This window comes from Rhizobium sp. NFACC06-2, assembly GCF_900101425.1.
Classification (GTDB): domain Bacteria; phylum Pseudomonadota; class Alphaproteobacteria; order Rhizobiales; family Rhizobiaceae; genus Agrobacterium; species Agrobacterium leguminum.
The window spans coordinates 157,985-176,736 of the sequence record NZ_FMVA01000006.1; the positions used below are offsets into that span (position 1 = coordinate 157,985).

13 protein-coding genes are annotated in these 18,752 nt (G+C 59.8%); 11 read left to right on the forward strand and 2 right to left on the reverse strand.

Translation table 11 applies throughout. The annotated features are described in order from the left end of the window. The first annotated feature begins 87 nt into the window (after nt 1-87). On the forward strand, nt 88-1,041 hold the full coding sequence (gene choX / locus F3H58_RS12890; protein ID WP_149742467.1) for a choline ABC transporter substrate-binding protein: 954 nt from the start codon (nt 88-90) through the stop codon (nt 1,039-1,041). A gap of 14 nt (nt 1,042-1,055) precedes the next feature. Further along, nucleotides 1,056-2,570, forward strand: coding sequence for a choline-sulfatase (gene betC / locus F3H58_RS12895; RefSeq protein ID WP_149742468.1), 1,515 nt, complete (start codon nt 1,056-1,058; stop codon nt 2,568-2,570). A gap of 61 nt (nt 2,571-2,631) precedes the next feature. On the opposite strand, the gene F3H58_RS12900 is transcribed toward betC, so the two are convergent. Both F3H58_RS12900 and F3H58_RS12905 read right to left on the reverse strand, forming a co-directional pair. Further along, the gene (locus tag F3H58_RS12900; protein WP_149742469.1) at nt 2,632-3,099 is read right to left on the reverse strand and encodes a hypothetical protein; all 468 of its coding nucleotides are present in this window, start codon (nt 3,097-3,099) and stop codon (nt 2,632-2,634) included. Between the two features lie 77 nt (nt 3,100-3,176). Beyond that, nucleotides 3,177-4,064: an AraC family transcriptional regulator gene (locus F3H58_RS12905; protein WP_125146201.1), complete on the reverse strand. Its 888-nt coding sequence runs from the start codon at nt 4,062-4,064 to the stop codon at nt 3,177-3,179. Nucleotides 4,065-4,262: 198 nt separating this feature from the next. Here F3H58_RS12905 and F3H58_RS12910 point away from each other — a divergent pair, with 198 nt between their 5' ends. The 9 genes from F3H58_RS12910 (at nt 4,263) to F3H58_RS12950 (ending at nt 18,639) form a co-directional block, all read left to right on the forward strand. After that, nucleotides 4,263-5,729, forward strand: coding sequence for an alpha-glucosidase/alpha-galactosidase (locus F3H58_RS12910; protein ID WP_149742470.1), 1,467 nt, complete (start codon nt 4,263-4,265; stop codon nt 5,727-5,729). A 108-nt stretch (nt 5,730-5,837) separates the two neighbouring features. Next, nucleotides 5,838-7,925 carry an ABC transporter substrate-binding protein gene (locus F3H58_RS12915; RefSeq protein ID WP_149742471.1) on the forward strand — a complete coding sequence of 696 codons (2,088 nt, stop codon included), beginning with the start codon at nt 5,838-5,840 and terminating at the stop codon, nt 7,923-7,925. An 87-nt stretch (nt 7,926-8,012) separates the two neighbouring features. Then, nucleotides 8,013-9,020 (forward strand): ABC transporter permease, encoded by a 1,008-nt coding sequence (locus tag F3H58_RS12920; RefSeq protein WP_003521727.1) that lies wholly within the window; start codon nt 8,013-8,015, stop codon nt 9,018-9,020. A 1-nt stretch (nt 9,021) separates the two neighbouring features. Continuing rightward, nucleotides 9,022-10,158 carry an ABC transporter permease gene (locus F3H58_RS12925; protein WP_149742472.1) on the forward strand — a complete coding sequence of 379 codons (1,137 nt, stop codon included), beginning with the start codon at nt 9,022-9,024 and terminating at the stop codon, nt 10,156-10,158. A gap of 12 nt (nt 10,159-10,170) precedes the next feature. Beyond that, entirely contained in the window at nt 10,171-11,841 is a 1,671-nt protein-coding gene (locus F3H58_RS12930) for an ABC transporter ATP-binding protein (protein ID WP_149742473.1), read from the forward strand. Nucleotides 11,842-11,863: 22 nt separating this feature from the next. Next, nucleotides 11,864-13,237: an alpha-glucosidase/alpha-galactosidase gene (locus F3H58_RS12935; protein WP_078053907.1), complete on the forward strand. Its 1,374-nt coding sequence runs from the start codon at nt 11,864-11,866 to the stop codon at nt 13,235-13,237. Nucleotides 13,238-13,679: 442 nt separating this feature from the next. Further along, nucleotides 13,680-14,744 (forward strand): HlyD family secretion protein, encoded by a 1,065-nt coding sequence (locus F3H58_RS12940; RefSeq protein WP_149742474.1) that lies wholly within the window; start codon nt 13,680-13,682, stop codon nt 14,742-14,744. Nucleotides 14,745-14,755: 11 nt separating this feature from the next. Further along, nucleotides 14,756-17,524, forward strand: a complete 2,769-nt coding sequence (gene rbbA / locus F3H58_RS12945) for a ribosome-associated ATPase/putative transporter RbbA (protein WP_149742475.1) — start codon at nt 14,756-14,758, stop codon at nt 17,522-17,524. Next, on the forward strand, nt 17,521-18,639 hold the full coding sequence (locus F3H58_RS12950; protein WP_059756311.1) for an ABC transporter permease: 1,119 nt from the start codon (nt 17,521-17,523) through the stop codon (nt 18,637-18,639). The genes rbbA and F3H58_RS12950 overlap by 4 nt, the downstream gene beginning before the upstream one ends. Nucleotides 18,640-18,752: the final 113 nt, after the last annotated feature.

Genomic DNA, 18,752 nt, shown 5'->3' on the forward strand with positions numbered 1-18,752 from the left:
CCTTATATCAACCATCGAAAAATACCCGCTTCACAGGCAAAAGCAACGTGGTGTTCAATAAACTGGATTGATAAAAGGGGAGCCGCAATGAAAACCGTTTCTCATCTGCATCGCATCGCCGCCGGTCTCATTCTGTCCGTGGCGGCCTTCTCCACCCCGCTTCAGGCGGCCGATGACGCGGCCTGCAAGACCATCCGCCTCAGCGATCCCGGCTGGACCGACATTACTGCCACCAATGGCGTCGCTTCCGTGCTGCTCGATGCCTTGGGTTATGAGGCCGACGTCAAGACGCTGTCGGTGCCGATTGGCTATCAGGCGATGAAAAACGGCGAAATCGACGTTTTCCTTGGCAACTGGATGCCGGCGCAGAAATCCTTCGTGGACGATCTGAACGCCGCCAAGGCGGCCGAGGTGATGACGAAGAACCTTGAAGGCGCAAAGTTTACGCTGGCAGTGCCTTCTTACATGGCGGAAAAGGGCGTGAAGGATTTCGCCGATCTCGCCAAACATGCCGTTGAGTTCGAAAGCAAGATTTACGGGATCGAGCCGGGTGCACCGGCCAACCAGAATATCCAAAAGATCATCGACGCCAATGATTTCGGCCTGAAGGGCTGGCAGCTCGTCGAATCCGGTGAGCAGGCCATGCTGGCGCAGGTTGAGCGGGCGGGCAGGGATAAGAAGGCCGTGGTATTCCTCGCCTGGGCGCCGCATCCGATGAATGAGAAGATCGATATCGCCTATCTCTCCGGCGGCGACGCCTATTTCGGCCCGAATTTCGGCGGCGCGGAAGTCTATACGCTCGCCCGCACCGGCTGGCCGCAGCAATGCCCGAATGCGGCGACGCTGTTCAAGAACCTGAAATTCGATATCGGTATGGAAAACAGCCTGATGGGCTCCATTCTCGGTGGGGAGGATTCGAAAGCAGCGGCAGCGGCATGGCTGAAGGCCAATCCGCAGGCGCTGGATGGCTGGCTGCAGGGTGTCACCACGCTGGATGGCAAGCCGGGTGCGGACGCCGTCAAAGGCAAGCTTGGTCTCTAAGCCGGAAAGTGGAAATGCCGCGTCCCAATATCCTGATCCTGATGGCCGACCAGTTCAACGGGACGTTTTTTCCCGATGGCCCGGCCGATTTTCTCCACGCACCTCATCTGAAAGCCTTGGCGGAGCGGTCTGTCCGCTTCGCCAACACCTATACGGCAAGCCCGCTCTGCGCACCGGCTCGCGCCTCCTTCATGTCCGGGCAATTGCCAAGCCGCACGCGGGTTTACGATAATGCCGCCGAATTTGCTTCCGATATTCCGACCTATGCGCACCACCTGCGGGCGGCGGGTTATTACACCGGCCTTTCAGGAAAGATGCATTTCGTCGGCCCGGACCAGCTGCATGGCTTCGAGGAGCGCCTGACGACGGATATTTATCCCGCCGATTTCGGCTGGACACCCGACTATACCAGGCCGGGTGAGCGGATCGACTGGTGGTATCACAATCTCGGTTCGGTCACCGGCGCAGGCGTCGCCGAAATCACTAATCAGATGGAATATGATGACGAGGTGGCCTATCACGCCACCCGCAAGCTCTACGACCTGTCGCGCCGCCTCGATGACCGACCGTGGTGCCTGACGGTCAGCTTCACTCACCCGCACGACCCCTATGTGGCGCGGCGCAAATTCTGGGATCTCTACGAGGATTGCCCGGCGCTCGATCCACAGACCCCGGCGATTGCCTTCGACGAGCAGGACCCGCATTCGAAACGGTTGCTGGAAGCCTGCGATCACGAAGCTTTCGATATTTCACCGGAGCAGATACGCCGGGCACGGCGCGGATATTTCGCCAATATCTCCTATATAGACGAGAAGATCGGCGAAATCCTTCAGGTGCTGAAGGCGACGCGGATGGAGGAGGACACGATCATTCTCTTCCTGTCCGACCATGGCGATATGCTGGGCGAGCGCGGGCTGTGGTTCAAGATGTGTTTCTTCGAAGGTTCCGCCCGCGTGCCGCTGATGGTGGCCGCACCCGGCTGGCAGCCGACCCTGATCGACACGCCGGTCTCAACGCTCGATGTCACGCCGACGCTCTGCGGTCTGGCGGGGCTCGATATCACCTCGCTCAAACGCTGGACGGATGGTGAAGATCTGGCGGCGCTGGCAGCGGGAACTGGCGAGCGCGGCTCGGTGCCGATGGAATATGCCGCCGAAGGCTCGATAGCACCGCTCGTCGCCCTTCGCGACGGGCGCTACAAGCTGTCGGTCTGCGAGGCCGATCCGCCGCTGCTCTATGATATCGAGGCGGACCCCGAGGAACGCACGAACCTTGCCGGCGACCCTGCTTTCAGCGCCGTCCTCTCATCGCTTTCCGCTGAAATCGACCGGCGATGGCAGCTCCCGGTTTTCGACGCGGCGGTGCGGGAAAGCCAGGCACGGCGCTGGGTGGTCTACAAGGCGTTGCGCAATGGCGCTTATTATCCGTGGGATTACCAGCCTTTGCAGAAAGCCTCCGAGCGCTATATGCGCAACCACATGGACCTCAACGTGCTGGAGGAAAACCAGCGTTATCCGCGCGGGGAATGAAGCGGGTAGGGCGGATCGCGCCGCATTTTTAGGTTCGTCGCCAACGGAAACGACCTGCTTTTCATCGCTGCGACGCGAGAAGCCGGAGCCTGATCCAGTTCAGTGCCGCAAGTTTGAAGCGGTCGTAAAACGAACGCGCGAAACGTACATAGCGCATGATCCATGCGAGCCATGGATAGGTGAGGAGCTTTTCCCGGCCGGCGTGATAAATGCGCTCGACGATCAGGAATGTCGCGAGATGGGCAAGGACCGTCAGAACCAGCCCCACTTTTACGGCGCCATGGGCAATGAGGACGAGGCCGATGATCTTCATCGGTTCGGCGATGGCGAAGGGCACCGCGAGGCAAAGGAGAATGGCAAGACGCGGCAATCGCGCGATCCGGCTTTCCAGTCGCTCGATGAATGTCAGTCCGGATATGGCCCTGATGACGGGCCGGTAAAGCGGGCGGAAAATACCGTCGAGGATCAGGGCGAAAACGATGATCGCCCTAAGCGGAAAGACGAGGATCGTCCGAATTTTGCTCTTCACCTCGGCGGGTCTCCAAAAAGGGCGTAACGCCCATCCTTAATCGCCTGAAACATGTCAAAACGAAGTCGTTTTGTCGTTCAGCCCTGCCGCACGCTCGCATACATGCCGGTGGTGCGGAATTCGCTCGGATTGGTGCCGTAGAGCCTGCGAAAGACCTTGGAGAAATAGTTCGGATCCTCGAAACCGCACAGCACCGACACCTCCTTGATGGGAAGGTTGGCCGCCGAGGTGAGAAGCTTCGCAGCCCGGCGCAGGCGTCGCTGCAGCACGAATTCCGCTGGCGAAAGGCCTTCGCTTGCCGCGAAGATGCGGGAAAAATGCGCGCGGCTGAGGCCTGCCACCGCCGCAAGGTCGCTGACCGAAAGCCGTTCGCCGAGATGGCTGTCGATGTAGCTCAGCACCTGTTGCATGGTGCGATATTCGCCGCCGAAAGAAGGATGAGAACCGAAGACATCGTCATAAAGCGTCATTGCCGCTTCATAAGCCACGGCGGAGGCGGCGCCTGGCGTTTCCGCGCCATTGACGAGGCGCGAGCAGCATTCGGCAAGATGATCCACGGTTTCGGGCTGGAGCTTGAGGATCGGGCCGGTGACGGAGAGGATATTGCGGTGAATGCGCAGGGCTTCCTCGCCATTCATGGAAATCCAGAAGAATTCCCATTCTTTGCCTTCTTCCAGCCAGTAGCGGTGATTGTGCGGGATAAGCAGCAGCAGGGTTTCGCCGGGCCTCACCACATAGTGGCGGTTCTCGTAACGCAGGTTGCCCTGTCCGGCGATGCAATATTGCAGCACGGTAAAAGGCGTCTGGCCGCGTTTGCGCCCATCCCAGTCGTAATTGCCACTGCGGCGGATTTCATAACCGCTGCTGGTCGGCATGGTGTGCAGCGTCTGGCGGCCGCGCGGCAGCGAGACGGTGCGCATGCCGGGTCCCTGATCGATCAAATCTCGCAGCACAAAATTACCCATGAAAGCATAATCCTTCTCTGGTCCTTACCGATATTATACGCATAATCCCGATCCGAGGAGACAGCCAGCGGGATATTGCTGCTGAAAAATTGGGAGTAAGGCCGGTTTTCCGGGATTCTTACGGGTATTTTTCTGTGGTGCCATATTTACGATCCTGCGGCCCGTTTCACCCGTTCGATTTGCAACAGAGGTGGCGTTATGAGTTTCAAAATCGCTATTATTGGCGCAGGCAGCGTCGGTTTCACGAAAAAACTGTTCACCGATCTCCTGTGTGTGCCGGAGTTTCGCGATATTGAAGTCGCGCTGACGGATATCAGCCAGCACAATCTCGATATGATCAGGGCGATCCTCGAAAAGATCGTTGAGGCCAATGGTTTCCCCGTCAAGGTGACGGCCGATACCGACCGCAGGCGGGCGCTGGAGGGCGCGAAATATATCATCAGCTGCGTGCGTGTAGGCGGTCTCGAAGCCTATTCGGACGATATCCGCATTCCGCTGAAATACGGCATCGACCAGTGCGTGGGCGATACGATCTGCGCCGGCGGCATTCTCTACGGTCAGCGCAACATTCCCGTCATTCTGGATTTCTGCAAGGATATCCGCGAGGTCGCCGCACCGGGTGCGAAATTCCTGAACTATGCCAATCCCATGGCGATGAACACCTGGGCGGCCATCGAATATGGCAAGGTGGATACGGTCGGCCTCTGCCACGGCGTTCAGCACGGCGCGGAACAGATCGCCGAAATTCTCGGTGCGAAAAGCGTGTCCGAGCTGGATTACATCTGCTCCGGTATCAACCACCAGACATGGTTCATCGATCTGAGGCTCAACGGCCGCAAGATCGGCAAGGACGAGCTGGTCGCGGCCTTCGAGGCGCATCCGGTCTTCTCGCAGCAGGAGAAGCTGCGCATCGACGTGCTGAAGCGGTTCGGTGTCTATTCGACGGAAAGCAACGGTCATCTGTCCGAATATCTGCCGTGGTATCGCAAGCGGCCGGAGGAAATCGCCCGCTGGATCGACATGTCCGACTGGATTCACGGCGAAACCGGCGGTTATCTCCGCCACTCCACCGAAACACGCAACTGGTTCGAAACCGAGTTCCCGCAGTTTCTTGCCTCGGCCGCCAAGCCGATCGATCCGGCAAAGCGCTCCAACGAACATGCAAGCCATATTCTTGAAGCGCTGGAGACGGGGCGTGTCTATCGCGGCCATTTCAACGTCAAGAACAATGGTGTCATCACCAATCTGCCAGCCGATGCCATCATCGAATCCCCCGGTTTTGTTGACCGTTTCGGCATCAACATGGTCTCGGGCGTGACCCTGCCGGAAGCCTGTGCGGCCACCTGCATGGCCTCCATCAACGTACAGCGCATGTCCGTGCATGCGGCGGTGAGCGGCGATATCGATCTTTTGAAGCTGGCCGTGCTGCACGATCCGCTGGTCGGCGCCGTCGCCACACCGGAGGAGGTCTGGCAGATGGTGGACGAGATGGTCGTCGCGCAGGCGCGCTGGCTGCCGCAATATGCCCATGCCGTGCCGGCGGCGAAGGAGCGACTTGCGAAATCCAGCGTCAAGACCCGCGACTGGGCCGGTGCCGCCCGCCGCAATGTGCGCTCCATCGAAGAACTGCGGGCCGAAAAATCGGCGCTGAAAAAGGCTGTTTGAAGGAAAAGGCATGGGAACAGGCCGGGCGGCGGAAGGGAGTTCGCCGCCACGGCCAGAACGATCACAGAGGGTGGGCGGTCGAAGAGCTGCCATTTGGGAGGAATGACGATGTTACTTCAACGCAGGATCGGTATCATCTCGGCACTGGGTCTCGGTGTTTCGATGATCGCACTCAGTGCGAATGCCTTCGAGACCACCACGCCGCCGGAGCCGCCGCAATTTCCGGCCGAAGGCAAGATCAATTATGTGGCGCGCGACTCGATCCTCGAATTCAAGGCGCTGCCGAGCTATAGCGAGCCTGACTGGGTCAGCCAGAAATTCGAAAAGACCGGCAAGCTGCCGCCCTTGAAAGAGCGCCTGCCGGAAGAACCGCTGGTCTACAAGACCGGCAATATGCCCGACGGTATGGGCGTTTACGGCGATACGATGCGCCATGTGGTCGGCGGCAGGCCCGAGGGCTGGAACTATATTGCGGGCCAGAGCCAGGGCTGGGGCGGCATCGATATCGCCCTTTCCGAATGCCTGACGCGCACGGCACCACTCTTCCAGGTGGATGCCAAGGATACCGAGCCGCTACCCAATCTGGCCAAAAGCTGGGAATGGTCCGAGGATGGCCACAAGCTGACGATGCATCTCGTCAAGGGCGCCAAGTGGTCGGACGGCGAGCCCTTCAATGCCGATGACGTGATGTTCTACTGGGAAGATGCGGTCATCGATCCCAATGTTTCACCGCTTGGCGGCGGCGCATCGCCCGAGGCTTTCGGTGAGGGAACGACCCTTAAAAAGATCGATGATTACACCGTCGAATGGACCTTCAAGGCAGCTTTTCCCAAGCAATATCTCTACACCATGGCCTATCCGAGTTTCTGCCCCGGGCCGTCGCATATTCTGAAACCGCAGCATCCGAAATATTCCAAGAATACCTATAACCAGTTCAAGAACGCTTTCCCGCCGGAATATATGAACATGCCGGTCATGGGGGCATGGGTGCCGGTCGCTTATCGGCCTGATGACATCATCGTGCTGCGACGCAATCCCTATTACTGGAAGGTGGATGAGAAGGGCCAGCAGCTGCCTTATCTCAACGAGGTGCACTACAAGCTTTCTACCTGGGCTGACCGTGATGTGCAGGCCGTGGCGGGATCGGGCGATTTCTCCAACCTCGAACAGCCGGAAAATTTCGTCGCCTCGCTGAAACGCGCCGCCGACCCCAATGCGCCGGCCCGTCTTGCCTTCGGGCCCCGCCTCATAGGCTATAATCTGCAGATGAATTTCTCCGCCAATGGCTGGGGCAATCCGGATGAACGTGGGCAGGCCATTCGTGAACTGAACCGCAACGAGGTTTTCCGTCAGGCCGTCACATCGGCCATCGACCGCAAGGCAGTCGGCGACTCGCTGGTGAAGGGGCCGTTCACGGCGATCTATCCGGGCGGCATTTCATCGGGCACCAGCTTCTATGACCGCGCCTCCACGGTCTATTACCCCTTCAACCTCGAGGCCGCCAAGGCCGCGCTCGCCTCGATAGGCCTCAAGGATACGGACGGCGATGGTTTCCTGAATTTCCCGAAGGAAACGCTGGGTGGCCGCAATGTCGAGATTACACTTCTGGTCAATAACGGTTACGCGACGGACAAGAGTCTCGCGGAAGGTCTTGTTGGCCAGATGGCGAAACTCGGCCTGCGCGTCGTCATCAACAGCCTCGATTCCAACCAGCGCGATGCCGCCCATTATGGCGGGCAGTTCGACTGGCTGGTGCGCCGCAACTCCACCGAGCTTTCATCCGTGGTGCAGAATACCGAGCAGCTTGCCCCTGTCGGCCCGCGCACCAGCTGGAACCACCGCTCGCCCGAAGGCAAGGAACTCGATCTGATGCCGTTCGAGAAGGAGATGGCCGATCTCGTTCGCAAGTTCATTTCCTCGCAGGACAATGCCGAGCGGGCCGAGCTGATGAAGCAATATCAGAAGGTCTATACGCAGAACCTCTATACGATCGGTCTCACCGAATATCCCGGCGCTCTGATCGTCAACAAGCGGTTCTCGAATGTGCCGCAGGGCACGCCGATCTTCATGTTCAACTGGGCCGAAGACTCCATCATCCGCGAACGCCTTTGGGTCGCAGCGGATAAGCAGGGCAAATACGAACTCTTCCCGCAGCAGCTTCCCGGCAAACCGGGTGAGGGCGGGCCGATTAACTAGAACTCCTCCCGGAGAAAACCCGGTACCGGTCGCGCGTGAAGCGCGGCCGGAGATACACGGCCCATCCAAACCGAGGAAGACCGTTCGATGCTGAGATTTTTGACGATACGCGTTGCATCCGCCATTCCGGTATTGTTGATCCTGAGCGTGGTAACCTTCGCCATCATTCAGGCACCGCCCGGCGATTATGCCGACTACATTCGCTCGCAGCTGATGAACCAGGGCGGCGCGTCTTTCGAACAAGCGGAAGCGCAGGCTCAGGCTTATCGCATCGAGCACGGCCTCGATAAGCCGCTCGTCATTCAATATTTCAACTGGATCGGCGGCATCGTCACCCGCGGCGATTTCGGCTATAGCTTCTATTACAACAAGCCGGTCGCCGATGTGGTTGGCGAACGCCTGCCGCGCACCATTGCGCTGGCGCTGGTCTGCCACATCTTCGCGTCCGTTCTCGGTATCGCCTTCGGCATCTGGGCAGCCACGCGGCAATATTCCTGGGTCGACAACCTGCTCTCCACCATCGCCTTCCTCGGCATGACGATCCCCCGCTTCCTGATGGCGCTGATCCTCGTCTATCTCATGGTGTTTCATTTCGACGTGTCGGAGATCGGCAGCTTCTTTTCGCCGCAATATGGCGGTGCGCCGTGGTCGTGGGGTAAATTCGTTGATCTGGTCAGCCATGTCTGGCCGGTGGTCGCCATCGCCGTCTTCGGCGGCCTCGCCTACAACATGCGGGTGATGCGCGGCAATCTGCTCGATACGCTGAATGCGCAATATGTCGAGACGGCCCGCGCCAAGGGTCTTTCGGAAGGCGCTGTCATCATGCGCCATGCGGTGCCGAACGCCGTGCACCCGCTCGTCATGTATCAGGGCGTGGTGCTGCCTTACATGCTGAGCGGTGAGATCGAGACCGCGATCATCTTCGCGCTGCCGACCGTCGGCCCCGCCATTGTCGGCTCCATGGCGGTGGGCGATGTCTATGTCACCGCGACCTTCATGATGGTGCTGGCCGCCACGCTGATCGTCGGCAACATCATCGCCGATATGCTGCTTGCCATGCTCGACCCGCGCGTCCGCGAATTCGGGAGGGCCTGAGATGATGGCGTTTGACGAGATGAAGACCGAAACCGCCGCCCCCGCAAAACCCGACCGTTCCGCCCATGGCAACGAGACCTATCTCGCGCTGGTCTGGCGGCGTCTCAGACGCTCCTTCACAGGCATGGTCGGGCTGGTGCTGGTGGCGCTGTTGATCCTGATCGCCATCTTTGCGGATTTCTTCGCGCCGATGAACCCGCTCGAAACCCACGGCAGCTTCTCGCCGCCACAGGTGGTGCGCTTCACCGACAAGGACGGCAATGTCAGCCTTGCACCGCGCGTCTATGCCATCGCTGAAACGGAAGAGCTTGATCCTGTCACCTTCCAACCCATCGTCGGGCCGGATTACGACAATCCCGTCTATCTCGGCTTCTTCGTCAAAGGTGCGGAATACAGACTGCTGGGCCTTATCCCGATGAGCCGTCACTTCTTCGGCTCGACTGACGGCCAGCCGGTGCATTTTCTCGGAACCGACAAGTTCGGACGCGACGTGCTGTCGCGCGCCATTTATGGCTCGCGCATCTCGCTTGCCATCGCCTTGAGCGTCGTCGCCATCGTCACCGTCATCGGCACCAGCGTCGGTCTGATTTCAGGCTATTTTGGTGGGCCGCTGGATGCCTGGGTGCAGCGCTTTGTCGAAGTGGTGCTCGCTTTCCCGCAATTGCCGCTTTACCTCGCACTGACCTCGCTCATTCCGGTAACCGCACCCACTACCGTTTTCCTTGTCTTCGTGGTCGGTGTCATGTCGGCGCTTGGCTGGGCGCAGATGTCGCGCGAGGTTCGCGGCAAGACACTGGCGCTGGCGCGCATCGATTATGTGCGGGCGGCGATTGCCGTCGGGGCGACCGATCGGCGCATCATCTTCCAGCACATCCTGCCGAATGTGATGAGCCATGTGATCGTCGCCGTGACGCTGCACATTCCAAGCGTCGTGCTGCTCGAATCCTTCCTCGGTTTCCTCGGTTTTGCGGTGAAACCGCCGCTCATCTCCTGGGGGCTGATGCTGCAGGATACGGCGACCTATTCCGTCATCGGTTCCTATCCCTGGATTCTCGCGCCGGTCGGTTTCGTGCTGGTCACAGTCTTCGCCTTCAACGCGCTGGGCGACGGCCTGCGCGATGCCGTCGATCCCTATTGAGAGGAGCGTAACATGGTTGCTGCTGCACAGAACAACACGTACGCGCCCGCCATCCGCTTCGATGCCGATGACCGAAATGACGACGCCATCATCGATGCCCGCAACATCGCCGTGACCTTCAGGGTGGAGCACGGCACGGTGGAGGCGGTGAAGGACATTTCCTTCCAGCTTTACCGGGGCGAGACGATTGCCATCGTCGGCGAATCCGGTTCGGGAAAATCCGTCACGGCCCGCACCATCATGGGGCTTTTGACGAAGCGGGCGTCCGTTTCGAAATCCGCGACCGTGCGTTTCAACGGCGACGACATATTGAAGTTTTCCAGCCGCCAGCGGCGGGCGCTGCGCGGCAACCGCATCTCGATGATCTTTCAGGAGCCGATGAGTTCATTGAACCCGATCTATACGATCGGCAGCCAGATCGTCGAGGCGATCCGTGTCCATTCCAAACTCAGCCGGAAGGAGGCCGAGGCGAGGGCGCTCGATCTTCTGCGGCAGGTGCAGATACCGGAGCCGGAAGCGAGGCTGAAACAATATCCGCATCAGCTGTCCGGCGGCCAGCGGCAACGTGTGATGATCGCCATGGCGCTTTCCAACGATCCGGATGTGCTGATTGCCGATGAGCCGACCACCGCGCTCGATGTGACGGTGCAGGCGCAGATCCTCAACCTCATCCGCGATCTTCAGAAGAAGCGCGGTATGGCCGTGGTTCTCATCACCCATGACCTGACGATCGTGAAGCAGTTTTCCGATTACGTCTATGTCATGCAGCATGGTGAGATGCGTGAGCACAACACCACGGAAAAGCTCTTCGAAGCGCCGCAGCACCCCTATACGAAAAAGCTGCTTGACTCCGAACCGCATGGCACGGCAAAGCCGCTGCCGGAAAATTCCGGCGTGCTGCTGACGGCAAGCGGCGTGCGGGTCTCTTTCATGATGCGTTATGGTGGGCTGTTCAAACCGGAACTGAAGGAGCTGATCGCCGTCGACAGTCTGGGGCTTACCCTCAATCGGCACGAGACGCTGGGGCTCGTTGGAGAATCCGGTTCCGGCAAGACGACCTTCGGCCAATCCCTGCTGCGGCTGAACGAGCCGGTCGCCGGCGAGGTGATCTTTGACGGGGAGAGGGTCGATGGCCGTTCCCGCGCTGAAATGCGGCCTTTGCGTTCGCGTATGCAGATCGTCTTTCAGGACCCTTTCGCCTCACTCAATCCGCGCATGACCATCGGCCAGATCATCGAGGAAGGCCTCATCATTAACGGCCTCGGGCGAACCAAGGCCGAGCGGCTGGACCGGGTGCGCGATGCGCTCGAGGCGGCGGGCATGCCCGGCAACATCCTCTCACGTTTTCCGCACGAATTTTCCGGCGGTCAGCGCCAGCGCATCGCCATTGCCCGTGCGGTGGCGCTGGAGCCGGAATTCATCCTGCTCGATGAGCCGACCTCGGCGCTCGATCTTTCCGTGCAGGCGCAGATCATTGATCTCCTGCGCAAGCTGCAGGATGAGCGGGGCCTGAGCTACCTGTTCATCTCACACGACCTGAAAGTGGTCCGCGCGCTCTGCCACCGCGTCATCGTCATGCAGCGCGGGCAGATCGTCGAGCAAGGGCCTGTTGAGGATGTGCTGACCAATCCGAAAACCGAATATACTCAGCGGCTTGTACGGGCCGCCTTCGAAATCGCTTGAATTCCCAATGCTGGAGGTAGACATGGCAAGAGATCCCAAGATCACATTCATCGGCGCAGGCTCCACGGTGTTCATGAAGAACATCATCGGCGACGTACTGCAGCGTCCGGCCCTTTCCGGCGCCACCATCGCACTAATGGATATCAACCGCGAGAGGCTGGAAGAAAGCGCCATCGTCGTCAACAAGCTGATTTCGACGCTTGGCGCAAAGGCGAAGGCCGAGACCTATACGGACCAGAAAAAGGCGCTCGCCGGTGCGGATTTCGTCGTCGTCGCCTTCCAGATCGGCGGCTATGAGCCATGCACGGTCACTGATTTCGAGGTGCCGCGCAAATATGGCCTGCGCCAGACCATCGCCGATACGCTCGGTGTCGGCGGCATCATGCGCGGCCTACGCACCGTGCCGCATCTGTGGAAGATTTGCGAGGACATGCTGGCCGTCTGCCCCAACGCCATCATGCTGCAATATGTGAATCCCATGGCGATCAATACCTGGGCGATTGCCGAGAAATACCCGACGATCCGGCAGGTGGGTCTTTGCCATTCGGTTCAGGGCACGGCCATGGAACTCGCCCATGATCTCGATATCCCATACGAGGAAATCCGTTACCGTTCGGCCGGCATCAACCACATGGCGTTTTTCCTCGAATTCGAGCACCGCCAGCCAGATGGAAGCTACAAGAACCTTTATCCCGATCTTGTGCGCGGTTACCGCGAAGGTCGTGCACCGAAGCCCGGCTGGAACCCGCGCTGCCCCAACAAGGTGCGTTACGAGATGCTGACGCGGCTTGGTTATTTCGTCACCGAAAGCTCGGAGCATTTTGCCGAATATACGCCCTATTTCATCAAGGAAGGCCGCGAGGACCTGATCGAGAAATTCGGCATCCCGCTCGATGAATATCCCAAGCGTTGCATTGAACAGATCGAGCGCTGGAAGGGACAGGCGGCTGCCTATCGTTCGGCCGAGAAGATCGAGGTCAAGCAATCCAAGGAATATGCCTCTTCCATCATCAACTCGGTCTGGACCGGCGAACCCTCGGTGATATACGGCAACCAGCGCAATAATGGCTGCATCACCTCGTTGCCATCGGATTGCGCGGCGGAAGTGCCCTGCCTTGTCGATCATAACGGCGTGCAGCCCACCTTCATCGGCGAATTGCCGCCGCAGCTCACCGCACTTATGCGCACCAACATCAATGTGCAGGAACTGACGGTGCGGGCGCTGATGAGCGAAAACCGTGAGCACATCTTCCACGCGGCGATGATGGACCCGCATACGGCGGCGGAACTGGATCTCGACCAGATATGGTCGCTGGTGGACGATCTGCTGCTGGCCCATCGCGACTGGCTGCCGGAATGGACGCAGGTGGAGGTGAAGCGGGCGCGGGCGGTGTAAGGCGCGGTTGCTGCGACAAAATACGAAGGTGCAGACCATCTCCTCCGTCATGCCGGACTAGATCCGGCATCCAGCCACGACGCGTCTGCGTCGTGAGAAGACTCTTTCGCGATCAAGGACTTGATCGCGCTGGACCCCGGATCAAGTCCGGGGTGACGGGGTGCGGATGATGCGGCTTTGCCAAACGAGGCCGTTTCATAGGGCTTTGCAACCCATGAGGCTTGCCATCATCAGCCGGTTTAGGCGTCTGTCCGAAACCCTCAAAGCATTTGACTTGTGTCAAGGCTACAAATCACCTTGACGTCTAGACATCACCTGAACCCGATCTATCTCCCTCTCAAACAGGAGAAATGTCGGGTGCGAATACTAAACGCAATGGTGGCTGGCTTCTTTGGTTTCATCGTATTAGGGTTGAAATTCGAAGGGTTCATGGGGAAGACGGATGTCTAAAAAAGGCTTGCTCGTTGGTCTGGTGATTCTGGTTATTGCCGGTGTCGCCTATTTCTCCTGGTCAAAGCTGAAGGGTGAGGGGCTTCCCGCCGGTTTCGTGGCCAGCAACGGCCGGATCGAGGCCGTCGAGATCGACATTTCCACCAAGACCGCCGGTCGCCTTCAGGACATCATGGTGCGTGAAGGCGATTTCGTGAAGGCCGGGCAGGTGCTTGCCCAGATGGATACGGCGCAACTGGAGGCGGGGAAGCGTCAGGCGGAAGCACAGTTTCGCCGTGCGAAAATAGCAATCGATACGGCCCACAGCCTTGTCGCCCAGCGGGAGGCGGAAAAGACCTCGGCGCTGGCGGTGGTGGAACAGCGCAAAGCCCAGCTCGATTCCGCCTCCAAGACCTATGCGCGCTCGAAACAGCTGCTGACCGGCAACGCTGTCTCGCAGCAGATTGTCGATGACAGCGAGGCCGCCGAGCAGTCCGCCCGCGCCACGCTCGCTTCCGCCGAGGCCTCGCTTGCCGCCTCCGATGCCGCAATCAACGCCGCCAAGGCGCAGATCGTCGATGCCGAGGCGGCGGTGGATGCCGCGCAGGCCGATATTGAAAGCATCGAGACTGATATTGCCGATGCGACGCTGAAATCGCCCCGCGATGGCCGCGTGCAATATCGGATCGCCCAGCCCGGCGAGGTGCTGTCCGCCGGTGGACGGGTTCTGAACCTCGTCGATCTCGGCGACGTCTATATGACGTTCTTCCTGCCGACGGCCGAGGCCGGTCGCACGTCCATGGGCTCGGATGTGCGCCTGATATTGGATGCCGCCCCGCAATATACCATCCCCGCCAAGGTTTCCTTCGTCGCCGATGTCGCGCAATTCACGCCGAAAACGGTGGAGACCGAAGAAGAACGCCAGAAGCTGACATTCCGGGTGAGGGCACAAATCCCGCAGGAGCTGCTGCAGAAATATATCCAGTATGTCAAAACCGGGCTGCCCGGCATGGCCTATGTCCGGCTTGATCCGCAGGCCGTCTGGCCGGAAAACCTCGAACGCAATCTCGTCAAGTGACGGTGGCCACCATGGTCGCGCCTCCCGCAACGAATGACAGGAACGCACCGGTTGCGCGATTGGCCGATGTGCGGTTGACCTTCGGAAGCACCATTGCGCTGGCCGACATATCGGTCGAGATCCCCGCCGGGCGGATGATCGGGCTTATCGGGCCTGACGGTGTGGGCAAATCGAGCCTGTTGTCGCTCGTCTCCGGCGCGCGCGCCATCCAGAAAGGCAAGGTGGAGGTTCTGGGCGGCGACATGTCCGATCCCCGCCACCGCGAGGATACCTGCCCGCGTATCGCCTATATGCCGCAGGGTCTTGGCAAGAACCTCTATCCCACCCTGTCCGTCTTCGAGAATATCGATTTTTTCGGCCGGCTGTTCGGGCAGGGCGGCAGGGAGCGGCAGGCGCGCATTGCCGAATTGCTGAAAAGTACCGGCCTCGAGCCCTTCGCCGACCGCCCCGCGATGAAACTTTCCGGCGGCATGAAGCAGAAGCTGGGGCTCTGCTGCGCGCTGATCCACGATCCCGACCTGCTCATTCTCGATGAGCCGACCACGGGCGTCGATCCGCTGTCGCGGCGGCAATTCTGGGAACTGATCGATTCCATCCGGGCCGGGCGTCCGGGCATGAGCGTTATCGTCGCCACGGCCTATATGGAAGAGGCCGCCGGTTTCGACTGGCTGGTCGCCATGGATGGCGGCAAGATTTTAGCCACCGGCTCGCCTGCCGAACTTCTCGAGCGCACCTCCGCACCCAATCTCGATGCCGCCTTCATCGCGCTCCTTCCTGAAGAAAAGCGCGAAGGCTACCACGAAGTCCATATCGCGCCGCGCAAGGTGGCGGGTGAGGGCGATTATGCCATCGAGGCGTCGCATCTCAGCATGCGTTTCGGCGATTTCACCGCCGTCGACAATGTCAGCTTCAAAATCCCGCGCGGCGAGATTTTCGGCTTTCTCGGCTCGAACGGTTGCGGAAAATCCACCACAATGAAGATGCTGACGGGGCTTCTGGCCGCCAGCGAAGGCGAGGCCAAGCTTTTCGGGCACAAGGTGGATGCCAGCGACATGGCGATCCGTCACCGCGTCGGCTATATGAGCCAGGCCTTCTCGCTCTATTCCGAGCTGACCGTGCGGCAGAACCTCGATCTTCACGCCCGCCTGTTCAAGCTGCCGGAAGAGACCATTCAGCCGCGTATCGCCGAAATGGCCGAGCGTTTCGATCTCGGGGCGGTCATGGAGACACTGCCGGACGACCTGCCGCTCGGCATCCGGCAGAGGCTGTCGCTGGCGGTGGCGATGATCCATTCGCCTGACATTCTCATCCTCGATGAGCCGACCTCCGGTGTCGATCCGGTGGCGCGGGACGGGTTCTGGCAAATCCTTGCCGATCTCTCCCGCAACGACAATGTCACCATCTTCATCTCCACCCATTTCATGAACGAGGCGGAGCGCTGCGACCGGATTTCGCTGATGCATGCCGGCAAGGTGCTGATCAGCGATACACCTGACGCGATTACCAAAAGCCGCAATGCCGCAACGCTCGAAGAGGCTTTCGTCGCTTATCTCGAGGATGCTTCGGGCGTGAAAAAGGCGGAGCCTGCGGCAGCGCCCGTGGCGACGGCGCAGGTGCTGGCGACGCAACATGCCACCTCCGCCCGAAAGAGGTTCTTCGATTTCAGGCGCATGTTCAGCTATACCCGCCGTGAGGCGCTGGAACTGCAACGGGATCCCATTCGCGGCACGCTGGCGGTGCTCGGCAGCGTCATCCTGATGTTCGTCATCGGATACGGCATCAATCTCGATGTCGAGGACCTGACCTTCGCGGTGCTGGACCGTGACGATTCCACCATCAGCCGCGATTATGTGCTCGACATTGCCGGCTCCCGTTATTTCATCGAGAAGGAACTGATCCGCGATTATGCCGATATGGACCGGCGGATGCGCGATGGTGAACTCAGCCTTGCCGTTGAAATTCCCCCCGGTTTCGGCCGCGATGTCTTGCGCGGCAAGACGGTGGAGGTGGGCGCCTGGATCGACGGCGCCATGCCGCAGCGGGCGGAGACCGTTCGCGGTTACGTGCAGGGCATGCACCAGACATGGCTGGCGCGCAAGGCCGCCGAGATTTACGGCAGCGCGGCCACGCAAAGCAGCTTCAGCATCGAAACGCGCTATCGATACAATCCGGACGTCAAGAGCCTCGTCGCCATGGTGCCGGCGGTCATTCCGCTGCTGCTCATGCTCATTCCCGCCATGCTGGCGGCGCTCAGCGTCGTCAGGGAAAAGGAACTCGGCTCCATCGTCAATCTATACGTGACGCCGACCACGCGGCTGGAGTTCCTGATCGGCAAGCAGCTTCCTTATGTCGCCCTCGGCATGCTCAATTTCCTGCTTCTGACGGCCTTCGCCATCTTCATCTTTCAGGTACCCTTCACCGGAAGTTATCTCACCTATGCGACGGGAGCGCTGCTCTATGTCATCATCGCCACCTCCATCGGCCTTCTCATGTCGTCCTTCATGAAGAGCCAGATCGCGGCGATCTTCGGCACGGCCTTGCTGACGCTCATTCCGGCAACGCAATATTCGGGCATGATCGATCCCGTTTCGTCGCTACAGGGGGCGGGCGCCTTTATCGGCAACATTTATCCCGCCACCTATTTCATGACCATTTCGCGCGGCACCTTCTCCAAGGGGCTGGATTTCGCCGGGCTCTCCGGCTCGTTCCTGCCGCTTCTTATCGCCATTCCGTTGCTTCTCATTGCCGGCGCTGCACTTTTGAGGAAACAGGCGTCATGAAGCTGTTTTCGTCCAACATCTTCCAGCTCGGCATCAAGGAACTGCGCGGCCTTGCGCGCGACGGCATGTTGCTGCTGCTCATCGTCTACGCCTTCACGCTGCAGATCTACACCGGCTCCAGTGCGCTGCCGGAGACGCTGAACAATGCCGCCATCGCCATTGTCGACGAAGATCAGTCGCCGCTTTCCGGCCGCATCAGCACGGCTTTTTATCCGCCCTATTTCTCCCCGCCGAAGCAGATTTCCATTGCGGAAATGGACAAGCGCATGGATGCGGGCCTCGATACCTTCGCGCTCAACATCCCGCCGGATTTCCAGCGCAGGCTGATGGCCGGGCAACAGCCGGCCATCCAGCTCAATATCGACGCAACCCGCATGAGTCAGGCTTTCAGCGGCGGCGGTTATGTGCAGAGCATCGTGACGAGCGAAGTTCAGGAATATATCAACCGCTATCGCGGTGCGACTTCGGTGCCGGTGGACCTGACGCTACGCTCCCGTTTCAACCCGGAGCTCGACAAGTCGTGGTTCGGGTCGATCAACAACATCATCACCGCCATCACCATGCTGTCGATCGTGCTGACGGGGGCCGCGCTCATTCGCGAGCGCGAGCATGGCACGGTCGAGCATCTGCTGGTCATGCCGGTCACGCCGCTGGAAATCATGCTCAGCAAGGTCTGGTCCATGGGCCTTGTCGTGCTGGTGGCCTCCGCATTTTCCCTTTTCGTCGTCGTCAGGGGCCTGCTCGCCATTCCAATCGAAGGCTCGCTCTTGCTCTTCCTGCTCGGAACGGCGTTGCAGCTCTTCGCCATGACGTCGATGGGCATCTTCCTTGCGACCGTCGCAGGCTCCATGCCGCAATTCGGCATGCTGCTGATCCTGTTCCTGCTGCCGTTGCAGGTGCTCTCCGGCGCCATGACGCCGCGTGAAAGCATGCCTGATATCATCCAGTACATCATGCTCCTCGCACCCAACACCCATTTCGTCATTCTGGCTCAATCGGTGCTTTTCAGGGGTGCGGGGCTGGATGTGGTCTGGCCGCAATTGCTGGCGCTGCTGGCCATAGGCTCCGCGCTTTTCGTTTTCGCGCTTCGCCGTTTCAGACGTTTCCTGCGCTGACGGCAGCCGGATCGTGCGCTGATTCCGCCTGTTTCCGCGCAAGTTGAATTAATTGTGTTCGGTAACGGTATGTTCGCGTTCCGTGAATATGCCTATGAGGACGGCTGGGTAAG

Excerpts from the sequence above, each read along its gene's own strand:
- F3H58_RS12950 (WP_059756311.1), top strand. The coding sequence starts at position 17,521 with ATGAAGCTGTTTTCGTCCAACATCTTCCAGCTCGGCATCAAGGAACTG.
- F3H58_RS12935 (WP_078053907.1), top strand. The coding sequence starts at position 11,864 with ATGGCAAGAGATCCCAAGATCACATTCATCGGCGCAGGCTCCACGGTG.
- F3H58_RS12925 (WP_149742472.1), top strand. The coding sequence starts at position 9,022 with ATGATGGCGTTTGACGAGATGAAGACCGAAACCGCCGCCCCCGCAAAA.
- F3H58_RS12920 (WP_003521727.1), top strand. The coding sequence starts at position 8,013 with ATGCTGAGATTTTTGACGATACGCGTTGCATCCGCCATTCCGGTATTG.
- F3H58_RS12910 (WP_149742470.1), top strand. The coding sequence starts at position 4,263 with ATGAGTTTCAAAATCGCTATTATTGGCGCAGGCAGCGTCGGTTTCACG.
- F3H58_RS12940 (WP_149742474.1), top strand. The coding sequence starts at position 13,680 with ATGTCTAAAAAAGGCTTGCTCGTTGGTCTGGTGATTCTGGTTATTGCC.
- F3H58_RS12930 (WP_149742473.1), top strand. The coding sequence starts at position 10,171 with ATGGTTGCTGCTGCACAGAACAACACGTACGCGCCCGCCATCCGCTTC.
- choX (WP_149742467.1), top strand. The coding sequence starts at position 88 with ATGAAAACCGTTTCTCATCTGCATCGCATCGCCGCCGGTCTCATTCTG.
- F3H58_RS12905 (WP_125146201.1), bottom strand. The coding sequence starts at position 4,064 with ATGGGTAATTTTGTGCTGCGAGATTTGATCGATCAGGGACCCGGCATG.
- betC (WP_149742468.1), top strand. The coding sequence starts at position 1,056 with ATGCCGCGTCCCAATATCCTGATCCTGATGGCCGACCAGTTCAACGGG.
- F3H58_RS12915 (WP_149742471.1), top strand. The coding sequence starts at position 5,838 with ATGTTACTTCAACGCAGGATCGGTATCATCTCGGCACTGGGTCTCGGT.
- rbbA (WP_149742475.1), top strand. The coding sequence starts at position 14,756 with ATGGTCGCGCCTCCCGCAACGAATGACAGGAACGCACCGGTTGCGCGA.